This is a genomic window from Legionella qingyii (genome assembly GCF_003990155.1).
Taxonomy (GTDB): domain Bacteria; phylum Pseudomonadota; class Gammaproteobacteria; order Legionellales; family Legionellaceae; genus Legionella; species Legionella qingyii.
In genome coordinates, this window is record NZ_RZGX01000004.1 from 79,171 (window position 1) to 95,863 (window position 16,693).

Genomic DNA, 16,693 nt, shown 5'->3' on the forward strand with positions numbered 1-16,693 from the left:
TTCCTAGCCCTAAATTTCGAATAAGTGTATATTCATAAAAGCGTTTTATACGCAGAATAAGAGGATTTTTCTGGTGAAGCGAGTACTGAGACTATCATGAAGAAATTAATTTATATGATACTTCTCATTACCTGTTTTGCTTTATTTGCTAAAAGTAATGACTTGGCATCCATTACAATTCATGGAGTTTCTGGAAAAGTAGAGGCGAACGTTGAAAAACGATTGAATGAATTACAAAAATTAAAACCTCTCTCCCAATTTAGCCTGGAAGAATTGAGAGAACAAATACTTCAAGCGGTACAACCTTTCGGCTATTTTAAGGCCGAGGCAACACTTCAAAGACCTAATGCGCAGCAGTTGCTCATTACCATCCATGCTGGCCCACAAATCATGATTTCACAGCTTAAAATGGAGATAATTGGTGAAGGAGCGCATAATCCTGTCTTGCGTGATGCAATAAAAAATATACCTCTACAGCAAGGAGCCCCCCTTTTCACGGAACAATATGAACAAACTAAATTAAAACTCCTTGATAGCGCAGAAAGTCAGGGATACATGCGTGCTGGATTTAAGAAAAGTGAAATTTTAATCGATGAAGATAACTATACAGCAGAAATCACACTCATTCTTGATACTGGACCTCTTTATTATTTTGGACAAATACAATTTAACCCTACATACATTAACCCTAAATTACTGCATCGTTTTGTTCCTTTTCATCCAGGACAAGTCTATTCAGGAGATAAGATACTTAAATTAAACAATGATTTATCAAACAGCGGCTACTTTAGTTCCGTTCTCGTTAAACCACAAATTACAGACAACCCAACAACTCCTGTACAAATCTATACTGAACCTGTATCCAAATACTCTTATACCCTTGGCGCAGGTTACGGAACAGATACAGGACCTCGCGGCCGAGCTGCCTTACATGTAGTACCAGTCAATAGCCAAGGACATAAATTCAATCTTATGGCTCAAGGATCCTTTGTTCAAAATGCATTACAGGCCCAGTATGTTGTTCCCGGAAAAAACCCTGTAAATGATCAATATACTCTTACCGGAAACTTTTCGAATTTAAGCTACAGTGCAGGTTATAGTAACTCGATTCTTATGTCACTGGCTCAACAGCATCGTGTAACTAATTATCAACGCACTTTATCAGTCAATACCTTATATGAAGGATTTCATTATGCATTAGAGCCAAATACGAAACAATTTCTACTCTATCCAAAAGCAAGTTTTACGTTTAGCAAAACACAAGATCTGCTTTTTTCGCCATCTGGATATAACATCACGCTTAATGGCCTTGCTGCAAATCAAGCTCTCTTGTCGACAATTAATTTTGCCCAAGCTTCCGTGGATATAAAAGCTGCAATGCGAATAGAACCAATCCGTTTGCGTCTTTACGGACATGCAATTCAAGGAGTTACAGCAATCAATAACATCAATCAACAACCATTGTCGCTTGCATTACTTTTAGGAGGAGCAGATAATTTAAAAGCATTTAGTTTTAATGCAATAGGTCCCGGAAGAGTACTCAGTTACGGTGGCTTTGAAATTCAAAAGGAAACCAAAAAAAACTGGTACGTCATAGCATTTTATGATGCAGGTGCTGTTTACAATCCAACTCCTTTAGCTGGATATTTCGATGCAGGTGGTGGTTTAATGTGGGTTTCACCTATAGGACCAATTAAAGTAGGATTAGCTCAAGAAATCAATAAACGATGGCAGCGGAATAGCAGCAGTCCACGATTAGTAATCAGCATGGGACCAGACTTATGAAGCGAATTCTGGTAAAAACTCTGCACGTGTTAGTCAAAACACTTTATATTAGCTCGTTATTTCTTATTTTATTAGGCGGAATTGCCTTATTTTTATTAGAAACCCAATCGGGGTTACATACGATAATTCATTTCAGTCGTTTATATCTTCCTGGTAATATAAAAATTCATCAAATTGAGGGTAGCCTATTAAATCACTTTACTGTGAGCGGAATCGAATATCAAAATAAATCACTTAAAATTAAAATAAAACAATTGGATGTACAGTTGCATCCTCATTCTCTATGGGAAAGCCAATTAATAACTGCTCAATGGCAAGGCCTACAATGGAACACGGAACAAGATAAAGTTATCGATAGTGAAAAAGGAACAATTACAGCAACCGGTGTCTTGCCCAATCTACAAATTGATATGCATTCTCAAATGACCACTGCTCCTGAGGATCATTGGCTAATGAAGGCAAAAATTCGCGGAACCTTGCCTTGGCAATGGACTTTTGATGCAAATCTAAGCCCTCAGAATAGTGCACCCCAGCATGCTCGTTTATATACCAATTTATCAGCTCAAGGTGAGATTAGTGCTAAAAATCAAGGGAATTTATTGTTCACAATACGTCTTGGTGTTTATCATGACCCCAGTAATGACACCCTCCCAGTGCTTCAATTCAAAGGTGGTTCTCTAAAGATCCTTCTTTCACCTGAATATCTTAAAGGTTCTGGTATTTTAGCGATTGATGAACATAAAAATTTAAAACTGAAGTTTCAATTACCTAAATTTGCTCTTGATACTGGCTTAAAAGACGAGCAACCAATCAACAGTGAATTATTATTGGAATTAAACTCCTTGGATTTTATCCAAAAAATTAGCCCCGAAATTAGCAAACTAAAAGGACAGTTGATTGCTTCATTAAAAGTAAACGGTACTTTGAGTAAAAGAAAAATCGAAAGTCAATTAAGACTGATAAACACCAGTTTTTTCTTACCTCGGCTAGGACTTAATATCGATTCTTTTGAGGTGAATGTACGTGGAAAGGAACGTTCTTGGGAAGCAACAGGTTCTATAGTATCCTCAGGTCATCATTTATCACTTACTGGGAAGGCAAACCTAAGCACCCAATTTACAGGTGATATCACCCTGGAAGGCAATGATTTTCCACTGGTTCAAACCAGTGAATTCAAAGTCGGCATTTCACCAAAACTCAATCTACATTTAACACCAACAGTACAATCCATTTCAGGCACTATCTTGGTTCCTTATGCTGAAATTAAACCCCGTTCATTCCACAACAGCGTTTCCTTGCCCGATGATGTGGTTTATAAACGTAAGGAAAAATCATCCTCTTCGTTTACCTTGATTAATAGCATGGATATTGATCTTAAAATGGGAAAAGAAGTTGTAGTTAATGTAAAAGGGTTAAAGGGTTATTTGGATGGAGTACTGCATTTAAAACAATCGCAACAAAGTTCAATCAATGCATATGGTGAACTATCAGTGAGACAGGGTACTTATAAGGCCTACGGACAGGATTTGGCAATACAACAAGGACAATTAATCTTTACTGGTGGGTCCATAAGTAATCCGGGAATTAATCTCCGTGCTGCAAAAAAAATTACTACTACTTCAACAAACTTTGCTAGTTCGAGTCAACTTTTAGACTTTAATAGTACCGATGTGCAAAATATTAATTATGGGGAAACCATGACTTTAGGCGTAGAAGCAACCGGTCGCTTAACCCGTCCTAAAATACAATTATTTTCTGATCCTTCAACTCTTTCCCAAGCAGATATTCTTTCCATGCTTGTTCTAGGTCGTCCCGCGAACCAAGCAGACAAGGCTGGAGGACAATTACTTCTAGCGGCTATATCGTCGATGAATCTTGGTAGCACCACGAACAGTCTCCAACTTTTAGAACAACTCAAACAAACGGTTGGTATTGATTTTAATGTACAAACGAATACCAACTATAATCAACTCACCAATACCTCAAGCGACACGACTTCCTTTGTAGTGGGAAAATCTCTTTCAAAGCGTCTTTATTTAAGCTATAACATCGGTCTGTCACAAACAGATGCGAATATGTTGACGCTGAGATACTTACTCAATCGATTTTTTAGTATCCAAATTAGCAACAGTGATAGCAGTAGCGCTATTGATTTTTTGTATACCTCCAATAAGAAAATAAAAAAAAGAAAACACTAAAATGCAGGTTTGATCAAGTAAACGTAATCGGGAGGTGAGGAATTCTCGGTCATCTCCCTGGGTTAGGGCTTGCGTCTTCACCCAAGTTACAGGAGTTGTGTTAAAATATCTCGAATTTTTTGGGCGCTTCGATCTCTTAGCCACAGAATGAACTACATGATAGGAATTAATTCATGACCGACTACAATATACCATTAAGATTAACGCGTTTAAGAAGCAATCCGATGTCCCGAGCCTTAATTAAAGAAACACGCTTGCATCCGCAGCAATTTATTGCTCCTTTATTTATCAGTGAATTACTTAATGAACCGCAAGAGATAAGTGCGATGCCTGGTCAGTTTCAATTAAGTCTTGATTGTCTCCCGAAAGAAATTGAGTCGCTCTATTCCTTAGGCATTCCAGCAGTACTTCTATTTGGCATTCCTAAACAAAAAGATGCTTGTGGTAGTGAATCATTTCATCATGAAGGAATTATTCAAAAAGCGATAAAAAAAATTCGTTCTGTAAATAAAGACATCCTCATTATTACCGATCTTTGCTTTTGTGAGTACACAGATCATGGTCATTGTGGTGTGCTTACTGAAGAATGCATTGATACTGAAAAAACTCTGGCTTTACTTGCAAAACAAGCGGTAAGTCATGCGCAAGCTGGTGCTGATTGGGTTGCACCCAGTGGAATGACTGATGGAATGGTGAATGCAATTCGTCAAGCATTAGATGCACAAGGATATCAACATATTCCTATTTTAAGTTACAGTGCCAAATATTGTTCTTGTCTATACGGACCTTTTAGAGAGGCAGCCCAAGGAGCACCAAAATTTGGTGATCGCAAGGCCTATCAAATGGATCCTGCGAATGGCGCTGAAGCCTTAAGAGAAACAGCCCTGGATCTTGAGGAAGGTGCCGATATGATCATGGTAAAACCTGCTGGATTTTATTTGGATGTTATAGCAAAACTAAAACAAAATTTCCCTGAAGTGCCTCTTTGTGCTTATCAGGTAAGTGGTGAATATTCAATGATTAAAATAGCTGCTCAAAACAAGCTAATCAATGAAGAACAGGCCATTATAGAAAGTTTGATTGCGATAAAACGTGCTGGAGCGGATTTTATTATTTCTTATTTTGCAAAAGATATTGCACGCTTGTTAAGTCAAAATAAATCATTCATATAAGATGCCCAGCCCATCACTTTTTCTTACAATAAAAACCCACGCATATGGTGTCTATGAACCCTACGGTGATAGACACTTAGTTATTTTCCGATATACTCTTGATGGGTTTTGATGTAGAAAAACCGATTGGTTTAGAACTGTTTGACTTGTCACTAATCATAGTGAATTCAATAAAAACTAGCCAATCATTTATAATTAAACGGAGAAAGAGAGATAATGAATTTAATATTTAAAAGTTTTTCAGCAGTAGCTTTAGGCATCAGTGCTTTAACAGCTTTTGCAAGTCCAACTTATTTAATGACGCATAATAACACTCCTGAAGAATCAAATGCTTATATAGCAGGCGTCCCTTCTGCATACCCAACTCCCGCCAATTCAACTCAAAAAGTTTACTGGAATCTCGTAAAATTGGCCTGCTACGGACACACAACAGGTAAACAATGCTCTGCAGTAATTAAAATGGCCACGAATACATCAAATCCTATTGAGGTAGGTGAAGTTCGTATGGATCTTGATACAGGAGATATCACTCCAAAGTTTTTATCTAAAAACGGATATACCCTTACTATAAATGGTCCTGGTGAAGCGACTATTACTAAAAAGTAATCAATCTTATTTGGATTAGTGAGGAGATAAGCTCACCTCCATATCAACAACCCCCATCGTTTAATAAATAAAAAAGCCACTTTAAGTGGCTTTTTATCTATCAGAATCAATTTTAAGTAATTATTTTGTAGGAGCTTCTGGGGCTTTATCAATAATCCATGTCAATTGAGCACCAACCAGATCTGCTGCGAAACGACCATCATTAACTTCCACATTGTATGTAGAAGTTTGTGAAAGAGGCTGTACAGAATTGACATTTGGTTTATTACCAGCAAACAGATGGGTGTATCCTACATCAACACCAACAGTAGGTCGCCATTGATAATGAGCGCCAACGGCAACAGCCCAACGATCGACATCAGGTAAACGCACATTTCGATCTATATCATTTGTTGGCGTCTGATCATAACCGCCACCCACACGGAGCATCAACTTGGGATTTACATGATAGTTTGCACCAAGCGCAACACGCCAGGAATCGTGGTAATTTTGAGGTACATTACTATTAATATTTGCCTGGGTCACATTAAAAAATGGCGCCCCTCCAATATTTGGTACAGCCACATTGTTCAATTGGATGTTTTTAAACGACCCCCATCCAGTATAAACAACAGATCCCAATAAAGCCAATTTCTCATTGATATCTTGGTATCCACTTAAAGTAAGCACATCAGGGAATTCTTGTGGGTTAGTAAATACATCATTATTTGTTCGAGATGTCGAAGGAGGTAATACCGGGAAAACCAGATTAAAATTGTTATTGGCTAATATTCCGGAAAAACGGCTATGTCCATAGAAAACATGTCTCATTCGGGACAGATAATTAAGACCTATACGTGTGTGATTGTCATTAAATATTCCCATCACCCCAACATGAAATCCAACCCCCCAAGATGAAGCTTTGTTATAACTTAATGAATCAACAGTGGCAGGATCTTCCCCAAGAATTTGAAATAAAGTCGGTGCACCAATCATTTGATTGAATTTAGCACGTGCCCATTGGAAATCTAGGCCCGCTCCAACTGCAAAATTTTCAGTTAAGCGAGTACCCAATTCGGGTGAAATATCCATGGTTAAAATTTCAGTATAGGTAGATGAATAACGTACTGGTGAATCAGGAGCCCAATCAGTAGACAAACCAAATGGTGAGGTAACACTTAGGCCGAAGGTAGTACGTTCACCTAAAGGAAGTGCGTAATGAAATGAAGGGACAAAACCATTGTAACTGCCATCTACGCCTTCAAACTCTTGTACATATTGAACGGATGAAGGAAACGGTGGAGGCAGACCAGTAGATGTATTAAAGGTACTGGTACCATCTAGTTTAAGAGTAGGGAATATACCAATGCCACCAAAAACTACTTGCTGCTCACGAAGCAATGCTAAACCAGCAGGATTATACCATCCTGTTGATGCATCAGCCGCTTCTGCGGCAGAGCCAGCAGCATAGTTACCAACGGCATATCCGGCACCTTCTCCATATAAAGAGAATCCAGCTGCATGAGCTCCACCAGTAGCTAGAACACTAATTACAGCCGCGTTAACCAGTGTTCTTAAAGGTTTGTGCATATTCTTCACTCCTTACTCCTCAAATATCATACTTCCAAAATTGAATAAATACGTTCGCTAAAAAGTGAGTGTACCCTTTTTTCAAATCATTAAAAATACCTTTTTCTTATTTATATTCAACGAGTAATGAATATTAACTCATAATGAACCAATTAAACCCATCATGGCCAATTAATGAATTAAAACCATCAATAAATCTGTAATTCAACCTATAAGAACTTGTGCATCTACTTCTGTCCATGTTAATGTGTATTAATTTTGTGCGGAAATGAATCATGCAACAAATAGTAACTAAATTTGGCGGTACCAGCGTTTCAACTCGTAATAATTGGAATAATATTGTTTCCATCACCAAAAAGCATATGAGTTCCGGGGTACAGCCTGTTATTGTATGCTCCGCACTAACACAAATTTCTAACAAACTTGAAAAAGCCATTGAAGCGGCTTTAATCAATGAACATCAGAGTATTCTTACTGATATTCGTAATGGGCATCTTAATCTTGCTGAACAGCTGGAAGTCGATCCTGAATTAGTAGCGAAAGATTTGCTTCAACTAGAGCAGTGGCTCACCGGCATTGCCTTATTAAGGCAGGCTCCTGCCAAAACACATGCAGAAATTTTAAGTATGGGCGAGCTGATGATGACCCGCTTAGGGCATTCATTTCTCGAAAAACAAGGAATTCATTGTAAATGGTATGACGCGCGCGAGCTCTTAACCAGTTCGCCTTTCCCTGAAGGCGGATCTGCAAATTACCTCTCTGCTCGCTGTGAAAGTGAATATGATCCTCAGTTAGTTGAGAAATTTATCTCCAGTGGTGCTCAAGCCATCATTACTCAAGGATTTTTTGCTGCCAACCCTCAAGGCGAAACGGTTTTACTAGGTCGTGGTGGCTCAGATACATCCGCCGCGCTTCTTGCAGGAAAGCTTCAAGCAGCATCGTGTGAAATTTGGACTGATGTTCCAGGAATTTATACGGCGAACCCTCATCAACTGCCCCAAGCCCGTTTATTGAAAAAATTAAATTACGATGAAGCTCAAGAAATTGCGTCCATGGGAGCAAAAGTGTTACATCCCAACTGCATACCCCCGGTTCGGCGCGCCAATATTCCAATGTCGGTTAAATTTACTCAAATGCCAGAACATTCAGGAACGCTTATTACCAAGGATATTGATGAAACGGCACCGTTAATAAAATCCATTCAGATTAAAAATAGCATCTTATTGATCTCTATAGATACCTTGCACATGTGGCAACAAGTTGGATTTTTATCTGATGTATTTACAGCCTTCAAACATCATGGTTTCTCGGTAGATTTGCTCTCATCTTCAGAATTTAACGTTACTTTATCGCTAGATATCAATAGCAAAATACATGACCGCCCAGCAATTAATGCGTTACTTGCAGAACTCAATCAATTTGGTCGGGCCAAACTCATTGAGCCATGTAGTGCAGTAAGTCTTGTAGGCCATCATATCAGGACAGTATTACCACAACTTGGTCCTGCATTGGAGGTGTTTGAAGCAAAACAAGTCTACTTGATGTCACTGGCATCCAATGATTTGAACCTAACTTTTGTTGTCGATGAGTCGCAAGCAAATCAATTATGTCAAAAACTTCATCACTTGCTTATAGAAAATAACCCTCAAATTTTCTATTACTCAAAAAGCTGGCATGAAGAATTTGGCAAACCTGCTGTTCGCAATATTCCATGGTGGGAAAAAGAGCGCGATCGGTTATTAACCATTGCCTCGCTCAATTCGCCTTGTTATGTTTACCACACTCAAACCCAAGCGGACCGAGCCAAGCAACTACTGGCTTTAAAATCAATTGATACATTATTTTATGCAATTAAAGCCAACCCTCATCCATCGATTTTAAAAACTATGGAAAAAGAAGGGATTGGTTTTGAATGTGTTTCCATTCAGGAGTTAGACCGAGTATTAGAACTCTTCCCTAACATAGACCGAAAACGAATTTTGTTTACGCCTAATTTTGCGCCAAAAACAGAATATGAATATGCTTTAAATGTTGGCTGTTATGTCACCATAGATAGTCTATATCCGCTAGAGCATTGGCCTGATTTATTTAAGAATCGAGAAGTTATTATTCGTATTGACCCTGGTACTGGTGCCGGTCATCACAAACATGTCTCAACAGGGGGAAATGAATCAAAATTTGGCATTACGCAAAATGACATTGACCAAATTATCGCACTAACGAATAAAAATAAAATCCAGGTAATAGGTTTGCATGCACACTCAGGAAGTGGCATTCTCACTCCAGAATTATGGCAACAAACTGCTTTAATGCTTGCATCGTTAACAGAACAATTCCCTCTCGTTAAATCCATTAATTTGGGTGGTGGCCTAGGTATCGTGGAGAAACCCGGCCAACAACCATTGGATTTTGCAAGTATGGATGCGCTGTTAATGGCCGTGAAATCACGATATCCACAGATTGAAATCTGGCTTGAACCCGGTCGATTTTTTGTAGCGGAAAGCGGTGTTATTCTCGCTAAAGTTACTCAATGCAAAGAAAAAGGAAAGGTAAAATTCGTTGGCATAGAAACAGGTATGAACTCATTAATCCGCCCCTCCTTATACGGCGCCTACCATGAAATCGTAAACCTGAGTCGATTACATGAAGAAAAAGCTGGTTTTTCTCATATCGTGGGCCCTATTTGTGAATCAGGAGATACTTTAGGATATGACCGATTATTACCCGTAACCGAAGAAGGTGATGTGCTATTAATTGCCAATACTGGAGCCTACGGTCGTTGCATGAGTTCTCATTACAATTTGCGTCCGCCGGCACAAGAAATTGTTGTCGAATAAACTATCTTCTCCCTAATGGTTGCTTTTTTGTTGCATACATTGTTTGCGTATTTGTCATTCCCGCGAAGGCGGGAATCCATTCCTAATAAGGCACAATGCACTGTAGAATAGGTTCTCGCCTTTGCCGGAGCGACGTTTTTTCCTTAAATTAAGGGTAGAGGAGAGAAGGTTCCCATAGAAGGATGAAGATTATGATGTTTTTGTAGTCCAGTTTCATTACTCCCCGATTAATGACAAATATATAGGAATAAAAATAATGCTAGTCGACAGTGATCAACGAAGCCAGGCCACTAATCCTTCCTTATCATTTATCGTACAAGCCCCCGCAGGATCAGGGAAAACTGAAATTCTTACCCAGCGCTATTTGCGATTGTTGAGTACGGTAACGGCTCCGGAGCAGATTGTCGCATTAACATTTACTCGCAAAGCCGCGAGTGAAATGCGTGAACGTATCGTATTGGCGCTACAGCAGGCAGCACATCATAAAAAAGCCAATACGCCTCATCAACAAATGACACTTGATTTTGCCCATGCAGCACTTCAAAGTGATGCTTACTATCAATGGGATTTGTTACAGCAGCCCAATCGATTAAGAGTCATAACTATAGACTCTTTATGCCAAAGCATTAATCAATCAATTCCACTTTTGGAAAAGCAAATTTCTTATTCACAAATTACTGAGAAAGCTGAAAGTCATTATTTAAACGCGAGTCGATGCTGTATTCAGTTTGCGCTGACAACCCCTGAATATCAGAATGCAATAAAAACGCTCTTGCTACATGTGGATAATCGCCAGGATCGATTACTTGAATTATTCACGGTATTACTCTCTCAAAGAGATCAATGGATAACTCCGTTATTTCAAGCACGGACTCAAGAAAAATCAGCGTTTGAGCACGCACTACTCCTTATAGAACAACATGAGTTAAAACGATTCACACAAAGTCTACCTCCACATTTGGCTCAAGATTTAACTCAATGCGCCCGCGAATTGGCAATCATAGAAAATAATCCCAGTTCACCACGCTATCTGCTCAAAGATTGGTATGATTTTCAACAAACCACCCAAGAGATAGCAACAGCCTTAAGTAAACTCTTGCTTACAGGGGATGCAAATTTCCGCAAAAGCTTTGATCATCATGTAGGTTTGCTCAGTAGCTCCTGCGCTCCAGATGAATATAAAAGACTAAAAAATGCCAGCAAAGAATTGCTCAACGAACTCAATGAATACCCTGATTTTCTTGAAGCATTAATCCAAGTCAGCAATTTACCTAAACCAGAATATGATTTGGAGCAATGGGACGTCCTGCAAGCGCTGTTTTTATTGCTCCCCTTTCTTGTAAGTCATTTACATGTTTTGTTTAGCGAGCAAAATGAGGTTGATTTCACTGCCATATCTCAGCAAGCATTGAGTGCATTAGGTGATGAAGAAAATCCGACTGATTTAGCTTTATATTTAGATCATACTCTTCATCACATTTTGGTCGATGAGTTTCAGGATACATCAATTACTCAATTTGAGCTGTTAACGAAACTCGTTCATGGATGGCAGGAAGATGATGGAAAAACTCTATTTATCGTCGGTGATCCCATGCAGTCGATTTACCGATTCAGGCAAGCTGAAGTAGGATTATTTTTTCGCGCTAAAGAACAAGGCATTGGGCCTGTTAAATTAAGATCGCTAGAATTAAGCTGCAACTTTCGCTCAACACAAACTATTGTCAATTGGGTAAATCATCAATTTTCCAATATCTTCCCCAAACAAGTTGATATAGAATCTGGAGCTGTTTCATTTCATTCCAGTGTCAATGTCATTCAAGATGAAGAATGCAGTACCATTTGCGCCCTACAATTTAAAAATAAGGAACAGGAAGCAAAAAAACTCATCGAAATCGTTCAATACGAATTACAAACTTATCCTCATCAATCTATCGCGATTTTAGTACGCTCAAGAACGCAACTCGTTGAAATAACTAGACTCTTGCGCCAACATCAGATTCCTTATCAGGGTACGGATATTACTTTATTAACCAATCTAGGCCATCTACGTGATGTTTGGTCATTGACCCAGGCCTTGTTGACACCAGCGAATCGCCTCTCCTGGCTCGCGGCTCTTCACAGTCCTTATTGCGGCCTTGCTTTAAATGATATTCATGCCATAGCACAGTTTAATAAGAAAAAATCAATTTACTTTGCCTTATTGCATTTAAACAAAATCCAGGGGTTAAGTGAGGAAGGTAGGATTCGCGCCGATTTTTTTATACGAGTTATGCATAACGCTTTAACTCAAAGATATGAGAGCAAGCTTTCAGCCTGGGTGATTCAAACATTAAAAGAATTGTATATGGATAGTATTCTGAACACCGAACAACTCAATGATCTGGAACAATTTTGGACCTTACTGGATCGCCACGAACAAGATGGTCGTTTACCGGATCTAAGCGAGTTTCTCTCAGAACTTAACAAACTCTATTCACAACAAGCAAATCCCTCTCGTTTACAAATAATGACGATTCATAAGTCCAAAGGGCTTGAATTTGATACTGTACTTTTGCCTGGCTTGGGAACGCAACCCAATCGTGGCGATAGCCCGATGTTACGTTGGCTTAATTTGCCTACTCAAAAACACGGCAATTTGTTGCTAATGTCTCCCATACAAGCTGCACACCAAGAGCATTGTGCATTATATGATTATTTAAGTCGATTGGATGGAGTTAAAAGCCATTATGAAGCACAGCGATTACTGTATGTTGCAGTAACAAGGGCAAAATCACGTCTGTATTTAACGGATCATTCAGAACGTTCCTCTAAAGCCTCGTTTAAGAGCCTTCTTAAACATATAGAATTTACTGAAGATAACCCCATACACATGCTTGAAGAAACAAACTTGTCTTTACCTAAATTTGGGCGTTTACCACTCGATTATTACCGAAATATAACACCTGATGCTTTTGATGTGCATCTCAACATCAAGACGACTCCCCCCTCTTTATCAACAAATATCCCTAGATTAACAGGCATCGTAACTCACCAACTCTTGCAATGGATATGTGATCATCATCCTGGGACTGTAGCTGAAGTTCCTTGGAACCTTGCACGCTATGAATTACGAAAATCAGGTTTCGATGAAAAGATGCAACACGAGGCTCTATCCAGCATCCAGGAACAAATTACTCGGATATTTGAAGATCCAATAGGACTATGGATTATTAGCAAACATCATCAGGAACAAAATGAATACGAGTTATTGGTAGAACAGCATGGTAGACCCATTACTCGTATCATTGATCGCACGTTTGAGGATCAGGGCAAACGCTGGATTATCGATTTCAAGACAGGAAAAGAAGATGAAACATCAATGATAAAGCATCGACAACAATTGGTCGAATACGGTTCTTATTTAACAAAGCATACTCATCTTCCTATTTATTGTGGTATTTATTACCTCTCCAGCAATCACTGGATTAGTTGGGAATATGAACCTGCTGGACTCACTGTTTGATCTTGCAAACTAATCCTATGAAATAAAACTGCTCTGCGCTATTATTCCTCTTTTGTGTTAAAAGGCTAATCTATGACCACTGAAAATACCGTAATCCACTTGCTGAGTACCTTAAAAGATCCGTTTCTTGATCTTACCGGTAAGGAAATGAATTTACAGTGCAGCCTTGAAATGACGGATAAGCAGTTGAGCCTCAACTTAACTGCCGGATTTCCATGTAACTTACTTGAAGAACATTATAAACCTCTATTACTCGCAGCGTTACAATCAGCATTCCCCAATCAAAACATAGTCATTCACATCAACCAACAAATCAAACCGCATAGAACACAACTTGTTGGTAAAGGCTTGCGTGGCGTAAAAAATACGATTGCTGTGGCTTCAGGAAAAGGGGGTGTAGGAAAATCTACTGTAACTGTAAACCTAGCAACAGCATTAGCTCGATTAGGTGCACGAGTAGGTATTCTAGATGCGGACATCTATGGCCCAAGCATGCCTTTAATGCTCGGCAAAACCGAACCAGTACAAATCAGCGGCGAGCATTACATTCCTGCAAAAGCTCATGGAATACAATCCATGTCTATTGGCTATCTCACCAACAGCGAGCAGGCACTCATCTGGCGAGGTCCTATGCTTGCTAAATCGCTAATTCAAATGCTGGATATTACACTTTGGGATGATCTGGATTATTTATTCCTTGATTTACCACCAGGTACAGGAGATATCCAATTGACATTAGTACAAAAAATACCCCTAACCGCAGCTATAGTAGTAACTACACCGCAAAACGTAGCAACTCTTGATGCACAAAAAGCAATAACCATGTTTTCTAAAACAGGAATTGATGTGTTGGGTATTATAGAAAATATGTCCACTCATATTTGCAGCCAATGCGGACATCAAGAAGCAATTTTTGGTACAGGTGGCGCCGAAACTCTTTGCGCTACATACCATACAACATTACTCGGACAACTTCCTTTGGATGGACGCATAAGACAAAACTGTGATGAAGGTAACCCTACTGCAACTCAAGCTCGTAATGAATTAACTGATACATTGATTAAAACAGCAATGAAGAGTGCTATGGAATTGGCGAAAAAACCAATTAATTATGCGGATAAGTTCCCTAAAATTGTTGTTGAGTGAACTCAATAGAGACAGCTATAATCGCATTGTTACATGTAGTATTGTTGCCTGGATGCAAGATAGTAACTCTGTTTTTAAGTTAAAAATACCCCTGCCCCATTACTGAGGGCGTTGTTGAATAAATAGTTTGGAAAGATACAATGATGACCAAACTGTATATATGTAATTCCCCCAAAGGCGGGAATTACATGAGATTTTTTCAACAAAGCCCCTTTGGGAGAAAAGTAAGTTTCGCATAACTTCAAAGCAGAGTGGCTACAATGCAGTTAAGGGCAAATCCATTAAAATAACAACAATAAATAAATTAGCCATGGAACGATTAATAATAATAACTCTTAGCCTCCTGTATTCTTGCCTGACTTTAGCCAAGCCTTCTTACCAAATTGATTTAATTATATTTGCACAGCCAAATCAAAACAGAGCGCTTTCTATTGATGCACCGCTTATCCCAACAAATGCCAATGCAATATCCTTAAAAACAGATACAGAAAAATCAGGGAAGCCCTATCGCTTGTTGTCTCCTTCTTCTTCAAGCTTACGCGATGAATACTATTTACTGAGTCGAAGATCAAGTTACCAAGTCTTGGGGCATTATTCATGGAGACAACCAGCAAATAATCAAAGCATCGTAGCTCTACCCTTCATCGATCATCATGGTTGGCAAATGCAAGGTACTTTAAATGTAAAACAAAGCAATTATTATTCTTTTGATGCTGAGTTTCAGGTATCACCGCCCAATAACCCACAATCATCATTCACTGTCTCACAAAAACAGCGCTTAAAAGACAATGTTGTTTATTATCTAGATAATGCTCAGATTGGTATGATAGTTAAAATTCATAAAATGGGATAAATCAATCTAGCCTCGGTGCAGCACAGCGAAACTGGGGTTTTCTTTTTTATAGATTCCCATGGTTCACCTTAGAGAACGATTGGATTTGAGCGCAGGTTACGCTTAAACTTATTCTCTGAGAGTCTACGTTCCGCAACGTGTTCGCGGGACGTAGACAGGAAGGAAATATAGAAAAATATTCTTAAGTTAGTGCCATTACAGCATTCATCAGTATGTGGGGCTTCCGAAACGGGATTTTCGCGCAAGATGAGCTAAACACAGCCACTCAGTGAATGGAGCGTGGGCGCTTGCACTATTTTTTTCCCGGAGGGAAAACCTGATCAAACACCGTTGCACCACCCTCCACAACGTTTTTCACAGCAGTGTTTAAATCAGAAACATCCGGATTGGCCTTATTTGAAAAAAAGCCCCAAAAGCCATTTCCCGACTGCCTGCTTCTGCCTACTTCATGCAATCCAAATAACGCGGCGGCGGTAAGAGTCAGCGAAGCAAATGGGCCTAATCTGGTGTAAAAAGGTGACATAAATAAATTTCCAAAACTGATTAATGCACCAGTCTTTAAAACTTTTTCAGAACTTACTTGTTCTCGAGGCATAATACATTTCCTTAATAAATTATCTAAAAATGAAAATATTATGGACGATTATTTTTATCATTAGGCATAATTTCGTCAAATATAGCCGCACCTCCAACAACAATATTTGCTAGAGCATTTTGCACTTCCGTGCTTTTATCGCCTGTATTACCACCAAAAAAGGAATTTAAGCTATTTACACCATTTGCAATCGGTCTTCTTTTCTTACCTATTTCATGCGCACCATATAAAAATGCACTCGTCGCAACAATTGCTGCAGTTAAACCCAATTTCGCATCAACCCAATACAAAGGCGCTAAAACTGTATTTCCAAGAGCAACTATAGCACCAGTCTTTCCTGCATCATCAATATTTATTTTATCTTGCGCCATATCAATTCCTTATGAATAATTATTTTTTAGTACAGACTATGTGAGCATAAATAAAATTG

The 16,693-nt window shown here is 38.9% G+C and carries 11 protein-coding genes; 8 read left to right on the top strand and 3 right to left on the bottom strand.

Annotated features, from left to right (window positions below; genetic code table 11):
• Nucleotides 1-96 precede the first annotated feature (96 nt).
• The 4 genes from ELY20_RS03925 to ELY20_RS03940 all read left to right on the top strand — a co-directional run bounded on the left by ELY20_RS03925 (nucleotide 97) and on the right by ELY20_RS03940 (nucleotide 5,761).
• Nucleotides 97-1,785, top strand: a complete 1,689-nt coding sequence (locus ELY20_RS03925; protein ID WP_110141493.1) for an autotransporter assembly complex protein TamA — start codon at nucleotides 97-99, stop codon at nucleotides 1,783-1,785.
• A complete protein-coding gene (locus ELY20_RS03930) occupies nucleotides 1,782-3,983 on the top strand; it encodes a translocation/assembly module TamB domain-containing protein (RefSeq protein WP_110141492.1) in 2,202 nt (733 codons plus the stop codon). The genes ELY20_RS03925 and ELY20_RS03930 overlap by 4 nt, the downstream gene beginning before the upstream one ends.
• 173 nt (nucleotides 3,984-4,156) lie before the next feature.
• Complete coding sequence (gene hemB, locus ELY20_RS03935; RefSeq protein WP_110141491.1) at nucleotides 4,157-5,155, top strand: porphobilinogen synthase; 999 nt, start codon at nucleotides 4,157-4,159, stop codon at nucleotides 5,153-5,155.
• 216 nt (nucleotides 5,156-5,371) lie between these two features.
• Nucleotides 5,372-5,761 (top strand): hypothetical protein, encoded by a 390-nt coding sequence (locus tag ELY20_RS03940; protein ID WP_110141490.1) that lies wholly within the window; start codon nucleotides 5,372-5,374, stop codon nucleotides 5,759-5,761.
• Nucleotides 5,762-5,881: 120 nt separating this feature from the next.
• Here the strand turns inward: ELY20_RS03940 and ELY20_RS03945 are convergent, their stop codons facing one another.
• Complete coding sequence (locus tag ELY20_RS03945; protein WP_110141489.1) at nucleotides 5,882-7,339, bottom strand: OmpP1/FadL family transporter; 1,458 nt, start codon at nucleotides 7,337-7,339, stop codon at nucleotides 5,882-5,884.
• Between the two features lie 266 nt (nucleotides 7,340-7,605).
• On the opposite strand from ELY20_RS03945, the gene ELY20_RS03950 reads away from it, so the two are divergent.
• The 4 genes from ELY20_RS03950 (at nucleotide 7,606) to ELY20_RS03965 (ending at nucleotide 15,668) form a co-directional block, all read left to right on the top strand.
• Nucleotides 7,606-10,167 (top strand): bifunctional aspartate kinase/diaminopimelate decarboxylase, encoded by a 2,562-nt coding sequence (locus tag ELY20_RS03950; RefSeq protein WP_110141488.1) that lies wholly within the window; start codon nucleotides 7,606-7,608, stop codon nucleotides 10,165-10,167.
• 256 nt (nucleotides 10,168-10,423) lie between these two features.
• Nucleotides 10,424-13,669, top strand: coding sequence for a UvrD-helicase domain-containing protein (locus ELY20_RS03955; protein WP_110141487.1), 3,246 nt, complete (start codon nucleotides 10,424-10,426; stop codon nucleotides 13,667-13,669).
• 72 nt (nucleotides 13,670-13,741) lie between these two features.
• On the top strand, nucleotides 13,742-14,815 hold the full coding sequence (gene apbC, locus ELY20_RS03960; protein ID WP_110141486.1) for an iron-sulfur cluster carrier protein ApbC: 1,074 nt from the start codon (nucleotides 13,742-13,744) through the stop codon (nucleotides 14,813-14,815).
• Nucleotides 14,816-15,125: 310 nt separating this feature from the next.
• Nucleotides 15,126-15,668 (top strand): CsiV family protein, encoded by a 543-nt coding sequence (locus ELY20_RS03965; protein ID WP_110141485.1) that lies wholly within the window; start codon nucleotides 15,126-15,128, stop codon nucleotides 15,666-15,668.
• Nucleotides 15,669-15,960: 292 nt separating this feature from the next.
• On the opposite strand, the gene ELY20_RS03970 is transcribed toward ELY20_RS03965, so the two are convergent.
• Nucleotides 15,961-16,263: a hypothetical protein gene (locus ELY20_RS03970; RefSeq protein ID WP_110141484.1), complete on the bottom strand. Its 303-nt coding sequence runs from the start codon at nucleotides 16,261-16,263 to the stop codon at nucleotides 15,961-15,963.
• 38 nt (nucleotides 16,264-16,301) lie between these two features.
• A complete protein-coding gene (locus tag ELY20_RS03975; RefSeq protein WP_110141483.1) occupies nucleotides 16,302-16,634 on the bottom strand; it encodes a hypothetical protein in 333 nt (110 codons plus the stop codon).
• Nucleotides 16,635-16,693 lie beyond the last annotated feature (59 nt).